This is a genomic window from Arthrobacter sp. TMN-49 (assembly GCF_054511095.1).
This window is the reverse complement of the sequence record NZ_JBTNDH010000011.1, coordinates 26,359-42,586: the sequence shown is the minus strand read 5'-3', so window position 1 is coordinate 42,586 and position 16,228 is coordinate 26,359. Positions and strand designations below refer to the sequence as shown.

The 16,228-nt window shown below is 62.3% G+C and carries 17 protein-coding genes; 11 read left to right on the top strand and 6 right to left on the bottom strand.

The window, feature by feature from the left end; all coding sequences use genetic code 11:
* The first annotated feature begins 46 nt into the window (after positions 1-46).
* The 3 genes from rfbA to sufU all read left to right on the top strand — a co-directional run bounded on the left by rfbA (position 47) and on the right by sufU (position 2,811).
* A complete protein-coding gene (gene rfbA, locus ACX80E_RS06875; RefSeq protein WP_459301164.1) occupies positions 47-907 on the top strand; it encodes a glucose-1-phosphate thymidylyltransferase RfbA in 861 nt (286 codons plus the stop codon).
* Between the two features lie 126 nt (positions 908-1,033).
* Positions 1,034-2,344, top strand: a complete 1,311-nt coding sequence (locus ACX80E_RS06870) for a SufS family cysteine desulfurase (protein WP_459301163.1) — start codon at positions 1,034-1,036, stop codon at positions 2,342-2,344.
* Positions 2,345-2,349: 5 nt separating this feature from the next.
* Positions 2,350-2,811, top strand: a complete 462-nt coding sequence (sufU, locus tag ACX80E_RS06865) for a Fe-S cluster assembly sulfur transfer protein SufU (RefSeq protein WP_459301161.1) — start codon at positions 2,350-2,352, stop codon at positions 2,809-2,811.
* Here the strand turns inward: sufU and ACX80E_RS06860 are convergent.
* From ACX80E_RS06860 to ACX80E_RS06850, 3 genes are all read right to left on the bottom strand, one after another.
* Positions 2,808-2,945: a hypothetical protein gene (locus tag ACX80E_RS06860; RefSeq protein WP_459301160.1), complete on the bottom strand. Its 138-nt coding sequence runs from the start codon at positions 2,943-2,945 to the stop codon at positions 2,808-2,810. The two genes, sufU and ACX80E_RS06860, sit on opposite strands and share 4 nt — an antisense overlap.
* A 9-nt stretch (positions 2,946-2,954) precedes the next feature.
* A complete protein-coding gene (locus ACX80E_RS06855) occupies positions 2,955-3,323 on the bottom strand; it encodes a hypothetical protein (protein WP_459301159.1) in 369 nt (122 codons plus the stop codon).
* Between the two features lie 192 nt (positions 3,324-3,515).
* A complete protein-coding gene (locus tag ACX80E_RS06850; RefSeq protein WP_459301158.1) occupies positions 3,516-5,231 on the bottom strand; it encodes a sensor histidine kinase in 1,716 nt (571 codons plus the stop codon).
* Positions 5,232-5,601: 370 nt separating this feature from the next.
* On the opposite strand from ACX80E_RS06850, the gene ACX80E_RS06845 reads away from it, so the two are divergent.
* From ACX80E_RS06845 to ACX80E_RS06825, 5 genes are all read left to right on the top strand, one after another.
* Positions 5,602-6,147, top strand: a complete 546-nt coding sequence (locus ACX80E_RS06845) for an alternate-type signal peptide domain-containing protein (protein WP_459301157.1) — start codon at positions 5,602-5,604, stop codon at positions 6,145-6,147.
* Between the two features lie 81 nt (positions 6,148-6,228).
* A complete protein-coding gene (locus ACX80E_RS06840) occupies positions 6,229-6,822 on the top strand; it encodes a hypothetical protein (protein WP_459301156.1) in 594 nt (197 codons plus the stop codon).
* Positions 6,823-6,833: 11 nt separating this feature from the next.
* Positions 6,834-7,445 (top strand): signal peptidase I, encoded by a 612-nt coding sequence (locus ACX80E_RS06835; protein WP_459301155.1) that lies wholly within the window; start codon positions 6,834-6,836, stop codon positions 7,443-7,445.
* Positions 7,445-8,356: a hypothetical protein gene (locus ACX80E_RS06830; RefSeq protein WP_459301154.1), complete on the top strand. Its 912-nt coding sequence runs from the start codon at positions 7,445-7,447 to the stop codon at positions 8,354-8,356. Before ACX80E_RS06835 ends, ACX80E_RS06830 begins: the two co-directional genes overlap by 1 nt.
* Entirely contained in the window at positions 8,353-9,321 is a 969-nt protein-coding gene (locus ACX80E_RS06825; RefSeq protein ID WP_459301153.1) for a hypothetical protein, read from the top strand. The genes ACX80E_RS06830 and ACX80E_RS06825 overlap by 4 nt, the downstream gene beginning before the upstream one ends.
* Here ACX80E_RS06825 and ACX80E_RS06820 read toward each other — a convergent pair.
* Complete coding sequence (locus ACX80E_RS06820) at positions 9,294-11,009, bottom strand: sensor histidine kinase (RefSeq protein WP_459301152.1); 1,716 nt, start codon at positions 11,007-11,009, stop codon at positions 9,294-9,296. The two genes, ACX80E_RS06825 and ACX80E_RS06820, sit on opposite strands and share 28 nt — an antisense overlap.
* A gap of 222 nt (positions 11,010-11,231) precedes the next feature.
* Between ACX80E_RS06820 and ACX80E_RS06815 the strand changes: the two genes are divergently transcribed.
* Positions 11,232-12,041 (top strand): response regulator transcription factor, encoded by an 810-nt coding sequence (locus ACX80E_RS06815; protein WP_459301151.1) that lies wholly within the window; start codon positions 11,232-11,234, stop codon positions 12,039-12,041.
* Here ACX80E_RS06815 and ACX80E_RS06810 read toward each other — a convergent pair.
* Together ACX80E_RS06810 and nhaA are read right to left on the bottom strand one after the other, a co-directional pair.
* Complete coding sequence (locus ACX80E_RS06810; protein ID WP_459301150.1) at positions 12,038-13,042, bottom strand: sensor histidine kinase; 1,005 nt, start codon at positions 13,040-13,042, stop codon at positions 12,038-12,040. The genes ACX80E_RS06815 and ACX80E_RS06810 overlap by 4 nt on opposite strands.
* A gap of 193 nt (positions 13,043-13,235) precedes the next feature.
* Positions 13,236-14,543, bottom strand: a complete 1,308-nt coding sequence (gene nhaA, locus ACX80E_RS06805) for a Na+/H+ antiporter NhaA (protein ID WP_459301149.1) — start codon at positions 14,541-14,543, stop codon at positions 13,236-13,238.
* A 300-nt stretch (positions 14,544-14,843) separates the two neighbouring features.
* Between nhaA and ACX80E_RS06800 the strand changes: the two genes are divergently transcribed.
* Together ACX80E_RS06800 and ACX80E_RS06795 are read left to right on the top strand one after the other, a co-directional pair.
* Complete coding sequence (locus tag ACX80E_RS06800) at positions 14,844-15,305, top strand: alternate-type signal peptide domain-containing protein (protein ID WP_459301148.1); 462 nt, start codon at positions 14,844-14,846, stop codon at positions 15,303-15,305.
* Between the two features lie 157 nt (positions 15,306-15,462).
* A complete protein-coding gene (locus tag ACX80E_RS06795) occupies positions 15,463-16,134 on the top strand; it encodes a hypothetical protein (RefSeq protein WP_459301147.1) in 672 nt (223 codons plus the stop codon).
* Positions 16,135-16,228 lie beyond the last annotated feature (94 nt).

Sequence of the window (16,228 nt, the reverse complement as noted above, 5' to 3'; positions counted from 1 at the left end):
CCCAGCGTAGTTCCATCAACGCAGTAATTGGTGTTAGGACGGTAAAATGCGCGGCATCATTCTCGCCGGAGGCACGGGAAGCCGGCTGCATCCGATCACCTTGGGCATCAGCAAACAACTTGTCCCGGTGTATGACAAGCCCATGATTTATTACCCCCTGTCCACGCTGATCCTGGCCGGCATCAGGGACATCCTGATCATCACCACCCCGCACGACGCCGAACAGTTCCGCCGGTTGTTAGGTGACGGTAGCCAATTTGGGGTGAGTCTCACGTACAAGGAGCAACCCTCACCGGACGGTTTGGCGCAGGCGTTCTTGTTGGGCGCAGACCACATTGGCCGTGACACTGTGGCCTTGGTGCTGGGGGACAATATTTTCTACGGCCCGGGCCTGGGTGCCGAGTTGCAAAAACATGAGTACCTGCGCGGCGGATCCATCTTTGGGTATTGGGTCAAGGACCCCGGCGCCTATGGTGTGGTGGAATTTGATAGCCGCGGCACTGTCATTTCGCTGGAGGAAAAGCCTGTCAGTCCCCGCAGCAACTATGTGGTGCCCGGGCTGTATTTTTATGACAATGACGTCATCGATATCGCCAAAAATCTGAAACCCTCAGACCGGGGGGAGCTGGAGATCACAGATGTCAACAAGGTCTACCTGGCGCGCGGTGAATTGCACGTGGAATTGCTGCCCCGCGGCACGGCCTGGCTGGATACCGGCACCTTCAGTGACCTCAACGACGCCTCCACCTTTGTGCGCACCGTGGAGAACCGGCAGGGGTTAAAGATCGGCGCCCCGGAGGAAGTTGCCTGGCGCATGGGTTTCCTCAGCGATCAGGAGCTGCGCGACAGGGCCGGGCATCTGATGAAGTCCGGCTACGGAAGCTACCTGCTGGCCCTGCTCGAGTAAGCCGAACCTGAGATGCCCCCGCTGCCTAACAGTGCAACAATTAGGTGAAATGGATGTGACGTATTCAGTTGTGTCCCCTGCGAGCCGAACACCGGCCTGCTGCGCTAGCGAAGGAGCACAATTTTGGTGACAGGATCCACGCAACACGATCACCTCACCCCACTGGGGGATGTCGAAGTTCTGCGCATTCGCAACGACTTCCCCATCTTGGCGACGGAAGTCAACGGCCAGCCGCTGGTGTACCTTGACTCCGGTGCCACCTCACAGAATCCTTTCAGCGTCATGGAGGCCGAACAGGAATACTACGAGCAGCGCAACTCAGCAGTGCACCGTGGCGCCCACACGCTGGCCGTGGCCGCCACGGATGTTTTTGAGGATGCCCGCAGCACAGTTGCAGCCTTCATTGGCGCGCAGGACAATGAGCTGGTGTGGACCCAAAACGCCACCGCCGGGCTGAACCTCCTTGCGTACTCCTTCGGCAACGCCAGCGTTGGAGAAGTTTCCGAGCATGCCAAGAGGTTTGCCGTGAGGGCCGGGGATGAGGTGCTGGTCACCGAAATGGAACACCACGCCAACCTGATCCCCTGGCAGGAGCTGTGCCGGCGCACCGGCGCCACCTTGCGTTTCATCCCCATCCACGACGACGGCACCCTGGACATGGACGCCGCGGCCGAGCTCATCGGGGCAAAAACCAGGGTCCTGGCCTTCACCCACGTCTCCAACGTCACCGGCGTCATCAACCCGGTGGCCCAACTGAGCGCCATGGCTCATGCGGTGGGTGCGCTGGTGGTCCTGGACGCCTGCCAGTCGGCCCCCCACCTGCCCTTGGATGTGAAAGCCCTGGATGTTGACTTTGCCGTGTTCTCGGGCCACAAGATGCTGGCGCCCACAGGCATTGGCGGTGTTTATGGGCGTGCGGAACTGCTCGATGCCATGCCACCGTTCCTCACGGGAGGGTCCATGATCACCACCGTCACCATGGCAGAAGCCGCCTACTTGCCGGCGCCGCAGCGCTTTGAAGCCGGCACCCAGCCCATTTCCCAGGCGGCCGCGCTGGCCGCGGCCACGAACTACCTGCGCGAAACCGGTATGGAACGCATCCACGAGTGGGAAGCGGCGCTGGGCCAGCGCCTGGTGCGCGGGCTCGAAGGCATTGAGGGCATCAGGGTCTTGGGTCCGGCGTCAGGCATCCCGCGGGCGGGCCTGGCCTCCTTCGAGGTGGAAGGGGTGCACGCGCATGACGTCGGTCAGTTCCTTGACGCTGCCGGCATCGCCGTCCGGGTGGGGCACCACTGCGCCCAACCCCTGCACCGGCGCCTGGGCTTGAACGCCTCAACCCGGGCCAGCACATATTTGTACAACACCACAGCAGAAGTTGACACGTTCCTGGCCGCTGTGGCCGGGGTGCGCGCCTACTTCGGCGTGAACGGAGCATAAGTCCCATGAGTTCGTTGGATTCGCTGTATCAGCAGATCATTTTGGAGCAGTCCAAGGCCCGGTACGGCGCCGACCTGCCGGATGAGCAGTTGCAGGGTTTGCACCTGCCCCAGAACGTGGGGCAGTGCCACCAGTTGAACCCCGTCTGCGGGGATGAGATCACCTTGCGCCTTGAGACGGCCGACGGCGTGGTGTCCGGGATTCACTGGGCGGGGGACGGGTGCGCCATTTCCATGGCGTCCGCGTCCATCCTCAGCGAAATGCTGGAGGGGCTGGGCCGCGCCGAGGTGCATTCGCTGATTGAGAGTTTCCGTGAGGTGATGCGCTCCCGCGGAAAACTGCAAGCCGACGAGGAAATCCTGGGCGACGCCGCGGCGCTCTCGGGTGTGTCCAAGTTCCCGGCCAGGGTCAAGTGCGCCATGCTGGCCTGGGTTGCTGCCGAGGATGCGCTGAACCAGACGAGCTAAGCCGCTACGAGCGCCTGTTCCGCCACCATGGCCGGAGCTCCGGTGGGCCAGAAGACTATGAGGGCAAGCGCCAACAAATAGGCGGCCATCACGGCAACAGCAAGGCGGCGGAAAGTTTGCTTGCCGCCAATCACGGTGAAACGCTAGGCCACGTTGACGTAGCTTGCCGTCAACTGGCAGGCGGTTTGGTTTCCGCACCGACCCAGGGCCGCAAGCTTGGTGGCGGCGGCAGCGTTGCAGCCAGTTTCCAGGATCCTGATGAGATCTCCGGTCAGCTCGCCGAGCCGGGCTGCCCCCACCATCATGCTGGAGCTGCGCAGGCTTAGTGCTGCGTCCAAGGCAGCCTCGTGGTGTCCGGCGGCGACAGCCTCACGAAGGCGAACAAAACGTCCGGGCCACATCTCCACGTAGCGGCACACAAAGTTACGGCACAGGGTGTACTCGCCGTCGAGGGACTCCTCAAGGGAGTGCAAGGTGGCTGTGCAGACAAGCGGCAATGCTGTGACTGTCATGGTCTAGTCCCCGCCTCCTGCCTTCGTGTGAAGTGCGACCTCAATGGTTCATGAGTGCCGTTGTAAGACTATCGGCAGTAGACCGGAAATTAACTGGTTCTTCAAGAAATAGTTGAAACTTGACGAAACCTTAGACAAACGGACAAACCTGAGGAAATCTTGTGGGTTTTTGGTGTCATCGTGGTGGCCACGTTACGTCGCGGCACCGGCCACAGATTGGGCGGGCACGGCACGTCCGCCGGTTCCGTTGCCAACAGTCAAGCACCCCGGCAGCACAAACCCGATCGTCGTTCCCACGCCTCGGGCACTGCTCAAGCTGATGGTGCCGCCATGTTTGGCAACAATGGTTCGCGAAATCATCAACCCCAAGCCGATACCCGGGATGGAGCGGGCCATAGCTGACCTGGCCCGGAAAAACTTGGTAAAAGCTTCAGCCTGCTCCTGCGTGTTCATGCCCATGCCGGTGTCCTGAACTTCGCACCACAAATCCGCACCATCAGCCCAGGCTCGCACGGTGATGGTACCGCCGTCGGGAGAGTACTTCACGGCATTGGACACAAAATTATCCAGTACCTGGCCAATCCGCCTGACATCGATGAACGCCTGCAAGGGCCCTTGCACCTCGGCGACCAGCGTGAGCTGGTTGAGCTCGGCCCCAGGCGCAGCCGTGGACATGCTTTCCGCGACCAGGGAGGCGAAATCGCGCCGGCTCAGCTGAAGCGTCAACGAGTCAGTGGTCAGCAGATCAGAGACCAGCGAACTGAGCCGATCAACATTGCGTGAGGCTATGCTCAGATAGTTGTGAACGTCGGCGGTGAGCGCCTCCGGTTCCTCCAACACCATGTCCAAGTAGCCCTGGATGGAGGTCAGAGGGGTACGGAATTCGTGCGAAACGTTCGCCACGAAATCATTTTTGGCCTCCAGCGCCGCCATCATGTCGGTGATGTCATGAAAAGCAATCACCGCACCGTCAAAGCTGCCGTCCTCCGTGAGGATGGGCCGTGCAGCGGTGGAAACAGCCCGCGCCTGGTCCCCAGCGCCCAGCCACATCTGGTAGTTGGTGAACGCCTCACCCCGGACGGCCCGTCGCACCGGGCGCTCCTCAGCCTCCAGGGACGTGACGGTGTCGACCGCGAAAACCAGCAAGTCCTTTTCCTGCGGGTCGGCAATCTCCAGCGGCAGCGCATGGAGGTGCAGGGCCTTCTGGGTCGCATTCATCAGCGTGTCATGACCGTCGGCATCCACCACCACAACACCCACGGCGACAGTGTCCACCACAGTTGCCAAGAGCCGTTCCCGTTGCTGGCTGGCGTGCAGGCTGGCGCGCAGTTCGGCGTCCTTGGCTTCCAACTCCTTCCGCTGCACGTGCACCGTGTTGGTCACGGCAAGCACTGTGGTGACGTAGGCAAGCACCACCAGCGGAAAGAGCAGGGGCTTTGCCAGCTGCTCCAGGGTGAAGCCGTTCGGGGACAGCAGCACAGGCAGCCACACGATGAGCAAGGCGGCCGTCACGCTGACCACCGCAGCGGTTCTGCGGGCGATCCCCGAGGACGCCAGCCAGAAGACGGGGAAAAAGATCAGCAACCCAACAGCGGCGAGGAATTGTTGATTGCCGCCACGGAAAAGGCCAATCGCCACAAAATCCAGGTAGGGGATGATCAAAAAAGCCCCTCGCGGAAGCTTCTCCCAGGGGACGGCGATGGCTGCCAGCAGCAACAAGGCGTGCATCACCAATGCGGCGATGAACAAGGGCTCCTGGAACGACAACGGATAGACGACTGCGGCAATGACAACCGCAACCATCATTAGCAGCGCCAACGGCAACTGGTTCAGAAAGACTCGCCTGCGCATAGGCTGCAGCCGGTCCAAGAAGCGGGCGGATTTTTGTTGACTATCCGGGTGGGTCATGTGGGCTTCCCTCCATCGACGTCGCGACGTGGCTTCTCCGCGCCAACCCCGCACCAACAGAGGTACCCGTGAGGGGCCGGTCGTGGCCAGGGCCGGCACAACCGCCAGGCAACAAGTTGTTGGTACCGATAATCTCACATCGGGGGGATTGCGACGTTTGGTGACCTGCCGGCGCCCTCTACCGTGGATCTCTTGAGGTGCTCTTGAGCTTGCCCGGCGGCACAGCGGGTGGCGGAAATCTTGTGTTTTTCTTGTTGTAATCTTCCGGCTTTGTGGCGTTGTTTCTTGAGGTGGTTGCAGCATTGTTGAATTCATCGGCAGGAACGCTTGCCGAGTGAACGTGAATTGAACGTCAACAAGGGGTCTGAACATGAACAAGATGGCTAAAGGCGCAATTGCAACTGGTGTAGGCGTTATCCTGCTGGCAGGTGGTGGCGGAACGTTGGCTACCTGGAACCAGGCAAACTCTGCCGCCATGGGCTCAGTGGTTTCCGGTGACTTGAACCTGGTACCCGTGGCCAAGTCGGCCGTGTGGACGAACGCTTCCGGCAACCCGATCGACATCACCACCTACAAGGTTGTGCCGGGTGACTCCTTGACGTACACGCAGCAGCTGAATGTGACGTTGTCCGGCGATTTGATGGTTGCCAAGCTGGCTGTCACCGGTGCCGCAGCTGACAAGGGCTTCGGCGCCAATGCCGTCGTTTCGGCGACGAGGTTGAGCGACAGCAAGGGCGGGGCGGTCCTGAAGGACGATAAATTGACTCCCGCCAACACAGGTGTTGTGACAGCCTCGACAACCTTTGCGTTCAAGGAATCAACGACAGCCCGGAACTCGGTGAACTCGACCGTTGACTTCAGCTCCATCGGCTACAAGCTCGAGCAGCAGGCCCCGGCCGGCAGCAACGGCCTCTAACACCACGTCTCCACAGACCCCTGACGGTGGTGTGTTGGACCCCGCTCCAACACGCCACCACCCCTCCCAACGGAAGCAGCCATGAAAAGCACCCGCGCACTGAAAGCCACCGGCCTCGTGCTCGTTGCCGTGGTGTTGGGTCTTCTCACAGTCCAAGGGAGCTACGCCCTGTGGAACAAATTCGCGGCAGCAGACGCCGGTGTGGTTCAGTCCGCAGATTTTCGGATCAGCCTCACCGATACCACGACCAGTGCGTACACCGACATGACCTTGCCCGACGGGACGGCTGCCACGCTGGCGCTGAGCACCACCCCGGCAGGGCTTGTGGCCCCCGGGCACAGCAGCTACGCGGGCGTGCAGTTGGGCAATGTGACCAACGCCGGAGGGCCCTTCACGGTACGGGCCAGCACGGGTGTCCCGGCCATAGAGAACAATGCTGGATCTCCGCTTGCACCCTACCTGGGGGTTAAGGTGGTGGCCGCAACAGCGCTCTCACAGTGCTCCCAAGCCTCACTCTACGCGTCAGCTCCGGCCAACGGCACGGCCACCGTGGACATCGCCAAAACCGCAAGCGCCGTGCTGTGCTTCCAAGTCACCCTGGCCGCCACCATGCCGGCGCAACTTGGCGGACAAACCGCCGCCGTTGCCGTCCCGATCATCGTCAACCAACTCTAAGAGGGTCCACCATGACTGTTCTCAGCCCCGTCACCAGCGATGTTTCTGCCCCGCCCGCTGACCCGGCAGCCAAGGTGCCCACCCGCGGAGTCCTGCACCAGATTGGCGTCTGGGGCTCCTATGTGGTGCTCGTGCTGGCGGCGCTCAGCGCCCTGATCATGATTGTGATACCCCTAGCCACCGGCTCACAGACCTACACCGTGCTGACCAACTCCATGGCCCCCCACTATGCGCCCGGAACATTCCTGGTGGTCAAGCCTGCTGCTGTTGACACGCTCCGGGCCGGCGATGTCATCACCTACCAGATAGAGTCCGGCAAGCCGGACGTTATTTCACACCGCATCACCTCCGTGGGCTCCACCCAAAGTGGTCAACGAGTATTCACCACCAAGGGCGACAATAACTCGCTGGCAGACGCGGCAACCGTCCAGGAAGTACAGATCAAGGGCAAGCTGCTCTACGCAGTACCTTATGTGGGCTTCGCCGCCCATGCCGCGGGCGAACAGCGCGGCACACTGCTTCCAGTCATCGCCGTCGGATTTATCGCCCTGGGTGCGTTGAGCATGGTCAGGGGCGCCGTGGAGTCCAAGCGCGGCAAACAGGCCGATCGCGACAACATCTGATGAGCAGCGTCCCGCTGCGCGGCCTCGCCGGTTCGGCACGCAGGGCCGTCATGGCCATCGCGGCAAGCGTTGCCCTGGGAACACTGCTGGCGGGGCCTGCCACGGGCGCCGAGACCACAAATGATCTGCTTGAGCTAAGCGGCGACGGCGTCCACTTCGCCGCCGACGCACCTCCAACCATGTTTAGGAGCACAAAAGGTTATGTTCCAGGAGAATCACGGCAAGGGCTTATCTGGGTCCGCAACGCCAGCAACCACAGCGCACAGCTCTCCGTCGGTGCGCACAACACCGCCAACGCCGGCGCAGCTTTCCTGCCCGGATACCTGCGCCTGCAAACGCACGCTCCAAGCCACAGTCCAACGGCCGCCACACTACCGTTCCCCGGCGCCTGCACACCTGTCATCAATGGTTGGACGCTGGCCGCAGGCGAGGTACTGCCCCTGACCCTTGCCCTGGGCCTGACGCTGCAAGCACCCAACTCCACCCGGAACCAGGCAGCCGACTTCACCCTGATGTTTGTGCTGCAAGAGCGAGGTGCCGGGGAGCTCGTTGGGCCTTGCTCCGGGCGTCCAGACACTCCGCCCGCCGCAGGCGCAGCGCTCACCCTGCCCGTCAGTGGTGGGACTGCCGGCACGGTGGAGGCCAGGTTGAACGGCACGGTGACCGGCCGGACGCAGGCGGCCGAAGGCGCCGTCAACGGTGCGGAGACAGCCAGCGGTGCACCACCGGTGGCCGGCCCTGGACCAGCGGAGCAGCAAGGGGTTTTGGCGGCTCGGGAGCCGCAGCCTTTATTGCGCCGGCTGCAAAGTAATGTGGAAGCAACCGCCCACAACCCCTGGCCGTGGCTTGCGCTCATCAGCGCATGCGTGTACGTATTCACCTCAGTTCGGAAACGGAGCAGGACTCGATGAGCCCAGCAGGACCGCAGCAACCAGAACCGATGCCGGGCAACCGTGTTCGGCGCGCTGCCCGCCGACTGCGTCAGCTGCCCGGGTTCACCATGGCGGCCGTGGCGTTTCTCGTGGTAGTGCTGTTGGGTGGCGGCGGTGTCGCGATCGCCAAATGGAACCAAAGCGCAACAGCCACCATCGCCATCACCGCAGGGGCTGCGCCGGCACCGAGCCCGACGCCCGGTAGCCAGGGAAACATTGTGCTCAGTCCTGTGATTGCCCCACGGCCCGCGACCATGGATCCGGACAAGGTTACCTGCAGAGCCGATGGAAACTCCGGAAAATACACTGTCAATTGGCCCGCCAATGCCTCCAGCGGCATCAGCTACGTTGTTTCCTTGAGTACCAGTGAGAAGAACTACGGTTCCCCGCAGTCAAAGACTGTCACCGTGAATACGGCCAGTTTTGTTCTTGACAACACCCAGAAGGCCTACGGCCTGTACATCCTGCGGATTCTACCCATGAAGGGCGGTGTTGCCGGTGACCCGGTCTACAGGACGGTCAAGCACCAGAAGTGGTCGCAGCAATGCGCCTACGCCAGCCCGGAAGGCAGGTCCCCGCTGGGTTCCTTCACGCTCACTGCCGCGCCGGTACCGTGGCCTCCCGCGGCCCAAGACAACGTGCTGCGCATCAACTGGACAGCAGCTGCCACTGCCACCAGTTATGTGGTCAGCGTCGAATCCAAGAGCACCGGCAGTGGGGGGACCACGAAGAAGTATGGTGCAGAATTCACCACTGTCGCTCGCAACGCCACCTTGACCTTCCCGCCCCGGGTGCTGGACCGGTGGGGGAGCCCTGCCTGGGCGGCTGACTCTTACGGACAATACACTTTGCGTATTGTGCCGATGAACGGCAGCCAGGCCGGTGACGCGGAATACTGGGTGGTTCAGTACCTGGCCTACGGCCTAGATGTTTGGCAGGAGTAGGCGGCAAACTCTTCGGCACTGATGACACACCCAGGAATCATCAAACTCATGGTGGTTCCCTGACCTTGTGTGCTGTTCACGGTCAGGGATCCACCATGGTTGTCAACAATTGTCTTGGAAATCATCAGCCCCAGACCTATGCCCGGGATACCGCGTTCCATGGCAGATCCTGCTCTGAAGAACTTGCTGAACACCCCGGCCTGCTCGGCAACACTCATGCCCAGGCCGGTGTCGGTGACCTGGGCGTGCAGGTCTGTTCCGTCCGCCCACGCCCGCACCGTGAGGGTCCCGCCGTCGGGCGAATACTTCACCGCGTTCGAAACCAGATTATCCAACACCTGCCCGATCCGGCCGGCGTCGATCATAGCCGGCAGTGGTTGCGGGCACTGGGACCTCACGGCGACACCGTTGGCTGCCGCGGCCGGCGCAGCGGAGGCAAGGGCATCGGCAATGAGCCTGGCGACGTCGGCGGGGGCCCGATCCACGCTCATGGTGGTGGTGGTCAACAAATCCGACACCAGGCCGTTGAGCCGCACGGCGTTGCGTTCGGCAACCTTCAAATACGAGGCAACTACCTTGGGGGCCAGTCCGGGCGCCTCCAAGGCCAGGGCCACGTAGGACTGGATGGCTGTGAGGGGGGTGCGGAACTCGTGGGACACGTTCGCCACAAAGTCGTCTTTGGCGGCCAGGGCAACCACCATGTCGGTGACATCGTGAAAAGCGATGACGGCGCCGTCGGACGTGCCATCGTCATTGACTATGGTGCGGGCAGTTGTTGACAGGGCCCTGGCCTGCTCGCCGGTACCAATCCAGATTTGGTAGTTGGTGAACGACTCGCCCATGATGGCACGGCGGACCGGGCGAGCGTCGGCGGCCAGCGGAACGCGGTCGACGCCGAACACCAACAGTTCGTTTTCCTGCGGGTCACTGGTGTCCGGGGGTACGCCCAAGGCGTGAATGGCCTCCTGAGTGGAGTTCATGAGGCGGTCGTTGCCGTCAGCATCCACCACCACCACCCCCACACTGACCGTGTCCACAATGGTCGCCAGCAGCCGTTCACGCTGCTGGCTGTCCTCCAAGGCTGTCCGACGCTGCAGGTCCTGGGCCACCAAGGCATCGTGCTGCTTGTCCATGCTGGTGGTCAGCACCACCATGGCGACGGCGAAGGACAGCATCATGAACGGAAACAGCAACGGCCTGACCAATTGCTCCGCCGAGATGGGGCCGGGCGCCTGCACCACCGGAATCCACACGATCAGCAGGCTTGCCAGGGTGCTGGCGATGACGGCCGTTTTCGGTGCGTACCCGGAGGCGCAGAGCCAAAAGACCGGGAACAACGCCAACATGCCCGCCGAAGACAGCAGCGCGTTGCTCCCGTCGCGGAACAGGGCCACAGCAACAAAGTCCAGATAGGGGATGACCAAAAAGGTGCCCCCCGGCAGCTTTTCCCACGGGACGGCCGCGGCCGCGGCCAGCAACGCAATGCTCATGGCCACGGCGGCAACGAGTTCGGTCCCAGCGAAAAGGGACGGCTGCAAAAATGCTATCAATGTGGCTGCCAGGGCCACTGTCAGGGTGAACGGCAGCTGGGCCAGAAACATGCGGGTCCGCATCGATCGCTCATAAAAGTAGCGCCGGATGAGCTGGGCTCCGGGGATATCGGTTAACTTCGCTGTGCTGGTGGTCAAAATTGCTTCCGTTACTCATTCGTTTCTGCCAAAACCGAGGTGCTCGAGGACTTGGGCAGTGGCTTCACCGAGGTGTCCGTAAGGGCGCGCCGCGCAGAGGGAAACCTGTATAGGTACCGGTACCGATAATGCCATACTGTAGGTAACAAAGGGGCCTGGGGGCTCTAAGACGCCGTAACAGGCAAGTTTCTTATTGGTCTTTGGAAGTTTAGTGAGGGAAAAATGGACAATCCTCGTGTTGCAGTCATCGTTGAAGATGACCAGGATATCCGCGAACTTATCGGCGTAATTCTCAATCAGGCAGGATTTGAGGTTTACACGGCCAGCAATGGTGTAGACGGGGTTGAGGCAATTAAAAAATACAACCCGGCCATCGTCACCCTCGATTTGGGCTTGCCAGACATTGACGGTTTCGAAGTGGCCAGGCGCGTACGGCTTTTCAGTGACGCCTACATCATCATGCTGACAGGGCGCGCCGATGAGATGGACACCCTGCTGGGCCTTGAAACAGGTGCCGACGACTACCTCACCAAACCGTTCCGCCCCCGTGAGCTGCGCGCCAGGATCAGTGCCATGATGCGCCGGCCCCGCGCCTCCGGCCCCGAATCCCCGGCAGGGGAGGCCGCACCGGACGCCGACACGGTGGCAGTGCCGGCCGACGGCGGACCGCCCCCTGCTGAGTCGGCGGCGGTGCCGGCCGGGAGCGCTCCGGCCACGCGGGCCCTCAACGGTTTAGTGCTCAACGACAGCGACCGCACGGCGGAGGTGGACGGCACCGAGTTGGAGCTGACCCGCACCGAATTTGACCTGCTCCATGCCCTGGTGAACGGCGGCAAGCAAGTGCGCAGCAAATCCGACTTGGTGCGTTGGCTGCGCGGGGAAGAGTACGACGTGGGCACGTATATCAGCGACGCCGACGAACGCACCATCGAGGTGCATATGACCAACCTGCGCCGCAAAATGGGTGACAACCCCCGTGATCCGCGCTGGATCAAAACAGTGCGCGGCGTGGGCTACCGGCTGGTTCACTAAGCCCGCGGTGGCCCTTCCGGGGCCGTGATGCTGCTCCCCGGCTCAGACCGCGACGAGGGCGCAGTCGGGCAGAACCATCCGCGCGTGGTCCCCACCCGCGCTCGCTCTGCAGCGAGATGCTGCCGCCGTGGTTGGCCACAATTGTTTGGGTGATCAGCAGCCCCAACTCCAGCGGAGCGTTCCAGGGCAGGATCGGCTCGGAAGAACTTGGTGAACGCCTGGGCCTGTTCGGCGCTACTCATCCCCATGCCGGTGTCCTGGACCTCGCACACCACCTCCGCGCCGTCGTGCCACGCACGCACCGTGACGGTTCCGCCGTCGGGCGAGTACCTGATGGCGTTGGAGATGAGGTTGCCCAACGCCTGCCCAATCCGGCCGGCGTCGACCATGGCCCGCAGCTGAACCGGGGCAGTCATCAGCAACTCCACCCCATTCCGCGACGCCATGGGCCTGGCGGAGGCGAGGCACTGGGCGAGGATGGCGGAAATATCGGTCAACGCCGGGGTGACCTCCATGGAATCGGTGGCTAAAAGGTCAGAGACCAGCCGATTCGGGCGTTGCGCGTTGCGCTGGGCAATGGTTAAGTACGTGGCCAGGTCCGCCGGCAGGGCCTGGGCGCGCAGGTGGGCCTGAGTCGAATTCATGAACTGGTCGTTGCCGTCCTGATCCACCACCAGGCCGACAGTCACCGTGTCCACCCAGACAATCAGCAAGGTGGCCGGGGTGCTGCTGGCGACGGCGGTTTTCCGGGCCGGACCCGACGCCGACAGCCAGAAGATGGGGAACAGCACCAACAAACCGGCGGAGGTGACGTACTGGGCACTGCCGTGGCGGATGAATCCCACGGCCAAGAAGTCCAGGAGCGGAATGAGCCAAAACGCCCCACACGGCAACCGATCCCAGGTCAGCAAGAAACAGAGGGCAAGAACGCCCGCCTGCAGCCTCAAGCCAACGACGAAGTTCGGATCCGTCAGGGACTGGGGGTAGTAGGCTGCGGCCAACCACGAGCAAGATGACAGTCACGGTCACGGCAACTTCTTGAGGATGATTCGCATCCGCAGCGAGCGCTAGGAGAAATGGCGCGTCAACAGGGTTTCAGGTGTTGGCTTGGTCAGGTGCTTTCCGATGGTGGGCCACATTCATGCACCACCATTGGTAAAAGCAAGTCTCCATATCCGCGCGGCGAACCGGCACCTACTTGGCGGAGTCGCCGTGCTGAAAAACATCGGGGATGCCGTCGTGGTCCTCGTCGAGTTCCTCCAGCTCGGCAAGCCTGCGGTAGTGCCTGTTGCGACTGCGCAGGACGATCGCGGCCAGCAGGGCTGACAGTACGGAGCCGGTCAGGATGGCCACCTTGGCGTGAGAGTAGTGGGGGCTTTCGGCACCGAAACTCAGTTCACTAATGAGCAAGGACACCGTGAAACCAACCCCGGCCAGGAGTGCAAGGCCGGCGACGTCGATCCAGGCCAGTCCGTCGTCGAGCTCGGCCCTGGTGGTTTTCGTGACAAGCCAGGTGGCACCAAAGACGCCCATGAACTTGCCCGCGATCAAGGCCACCACAATGCCTATGGCCACCGAATCGGTGAAGGCGCTGTTGAGCCCGGCCACCCCGCCTAGGGCGACCCCGGCGGAGAAGAACGCGAACACGGGCACGGCAAGACCGGCCGAAACAGGGCGGATAGCGTGCTCAAACTTTTCGGCCAGGCCGGGACCATTTTCGGGAGTCTTGTCCCTGCGCAGCACAGGAACCATGAAGCCCAACAACACACCAGCCACCGTGGCGTGCACGCCCGAGGCATGGACCAGGGCCCAGGTGGCAAACGCCAGCGGTACCAGGAAGTACCAGGCGCTAATGCGTTTTTGCACCAACCAGGCGAAGACCAGCAGCGGCAGTAGTGCCAGTGCAAGGAACTCGAAGTGCATTTCGCCCGGGTAGAAAACGGCGATGATGGCGATGGCTATGAGATCATCCACCACGGCGAGTGTCAGCAAGAAGGTGCGCAGGGCGCTGGGCAGGTGGGTGCTGATGACGGCCAGGACTGCCAAGGCGAAGGCAATGTCGGTGGCCGTGGGGATGGCCCAACCCTTGAGTGTCTCCGGCCCGGCTTGGAGATTGATCAGCACGAAAAGCACTGCGGGCATGATGACACCGCCAAAGGCCGCGGCAATGGGGACCATGGCGCGTGAGGGGCTGCGCAAATCCCCGGCCACAAACTCGCGCTTGAGTTCAAGCCCGGCAACAAAGAAGAAGATGGCCAGCAAGCCATCGGCCGCCCAGCCGCCCAGGCTGAGGTTCAGGTGCAGGCTTTCCGGGCCAATCCGGAAGTCACGCAAATTGAAGTAGCCATCAGCCCAGGGCGAGTTGGCCCAAATCAAGGCAACCACGGTTGCGACGAGCAAAAGGGCTCCACCGACAGTTTCGGAGCGAAGAATAGTGCTGATGCGCACGGATTCGGCGTAGCTTCCCCGGCTAAAGATGCGGAGACTGCGTGATGGTTTCATGGGTGCCATGACTTTCGGGTAGGTCCAGCAGTGGCGAGGCCACTTTTGGGTTCAGCAAAGACGTTGCCGACCAGACTTCCCGGCGCACCTAATCGACGAGTCTACAGGGGATCAACGGCGGAGCTCATATTTGCTGCCGGCGACGGCTGCCGTGTTAGCCGACAGGCCGTAAAGAATTAGCCCTTTGGCTTGCAGAACTAGCCGTTTGGGGGAAGATTCCGTGGCGCCGATGAGCTTAGATGAGAGCACTGCCTAGTGGGGGCATAATTTTAGCGTGAGGAAAGACTCGCTAAAAAAATTATGAAGGCAGCCATCGCTGCTGGTGCCGCTGGAGCGTTGATGTTCGGTGGAGCAGGCACGTTCGCGCTGTGGAACGGCAGCGGCGACGTGAGCGCAGGAACCGTGACCACCGGCCACCTCTTGCTTGACACCGCAGCCGCCGGTGTTTGGCAAGATGTCAGCGTTCCCGCCACTCCGGTTGCCTTCAACCCCGCCACGGATACCATTGTGCCCGGCGACATTGTGGAATACAAGCAGACAGTGACCATCGACGCCGACGGGGACTTGTTCTGTTGCGCCGGTCTATTCAAAGACTGGCGGGCAAGCGTTCCCCGCCCCGTACTCCCTGGGGGTTTTGGCTGCCGGTGGTACTGCCATCTATTGTGTGCAGGCCCAGCTGCCGCTTGGTGCGGCACCGTCCTTGCAGGGCCAGTCCACCACCATCACGCTCACTTTCACAGCAACTGCGGGGTCTTGAGATGAAGAACTATGGCGTGCGACTTGCCGGCTGGGAACGGCGGCTGCTGAACTTTGGGGCCACCTTGGGCGTGCTGTGCCTGGTGCTGGGGCTCAAACCGTTGGTAGTTGTCTCCGGCTCCATGGGGGCGGGGCTGCCGGCGGGCTCGGGTCGCCCGTTGCCATGGTGTTGGGTGGGCTGCTGTGTGCGTACCTTATCTACCTGGCCTTCTTCCATTCCGAGGCTGGACGATCCGACGGCGCAGGCCCCGAGGCTGGACGAACCGAGGGCGCACGCCCGGGGACGCGGCGTCGGGCCTGGCTGGGCATGGGGGCAACTGTGGCCAGGCTCGCCGTGGTGATCCCGTTGGTGGCGGTGAACCGGGTGGAAGCCACGGCGGCGGCGTGGAGCGCAAGCGCTGCGGCCAGTGCCGGGATGTCAGCCGTGACAGTGACTGCGCATGTCCCGGGTGCGCTGAACTGCGCGGCTTCTGGTACCGGAAACCAAGCGGTGAATGTTACCTGGTCGGCTCCAAGCAGTCCTCCGGTGGTGTTGGAAGGGTGCAGACTCACCGTGGCGGTGGATGGGGAAAGCAATAGTCAATCTGTGCCGGTGACGCCACTGTCCAAGATCCTGTCGTTGGGCGAGGGAGCGCAAGGTTTGCTGGGCGGCGTCATCAACCTTCTGGGCGGGCTTATGGAACTGCTGCTGGGCGGCCCCAAGGCCGTGGACGTCAGTGTTGTGGCTGTCTATGCCGGCGGATGGGAATCTGCACCGACATCGGCCAATGGCCTGGCCACCATTTCCCAACCAATACTTCCCCTCGGATCGCCTCCAGTCATCAAATGCAACTAGCCAGGGCCGCCTGCTTCAGCACACTGCCCACGTAAAGGGGTCCTCCGACGTACTTGAGAGGACCCCTTCATTGCGCCACTACCCGGGAATGGCC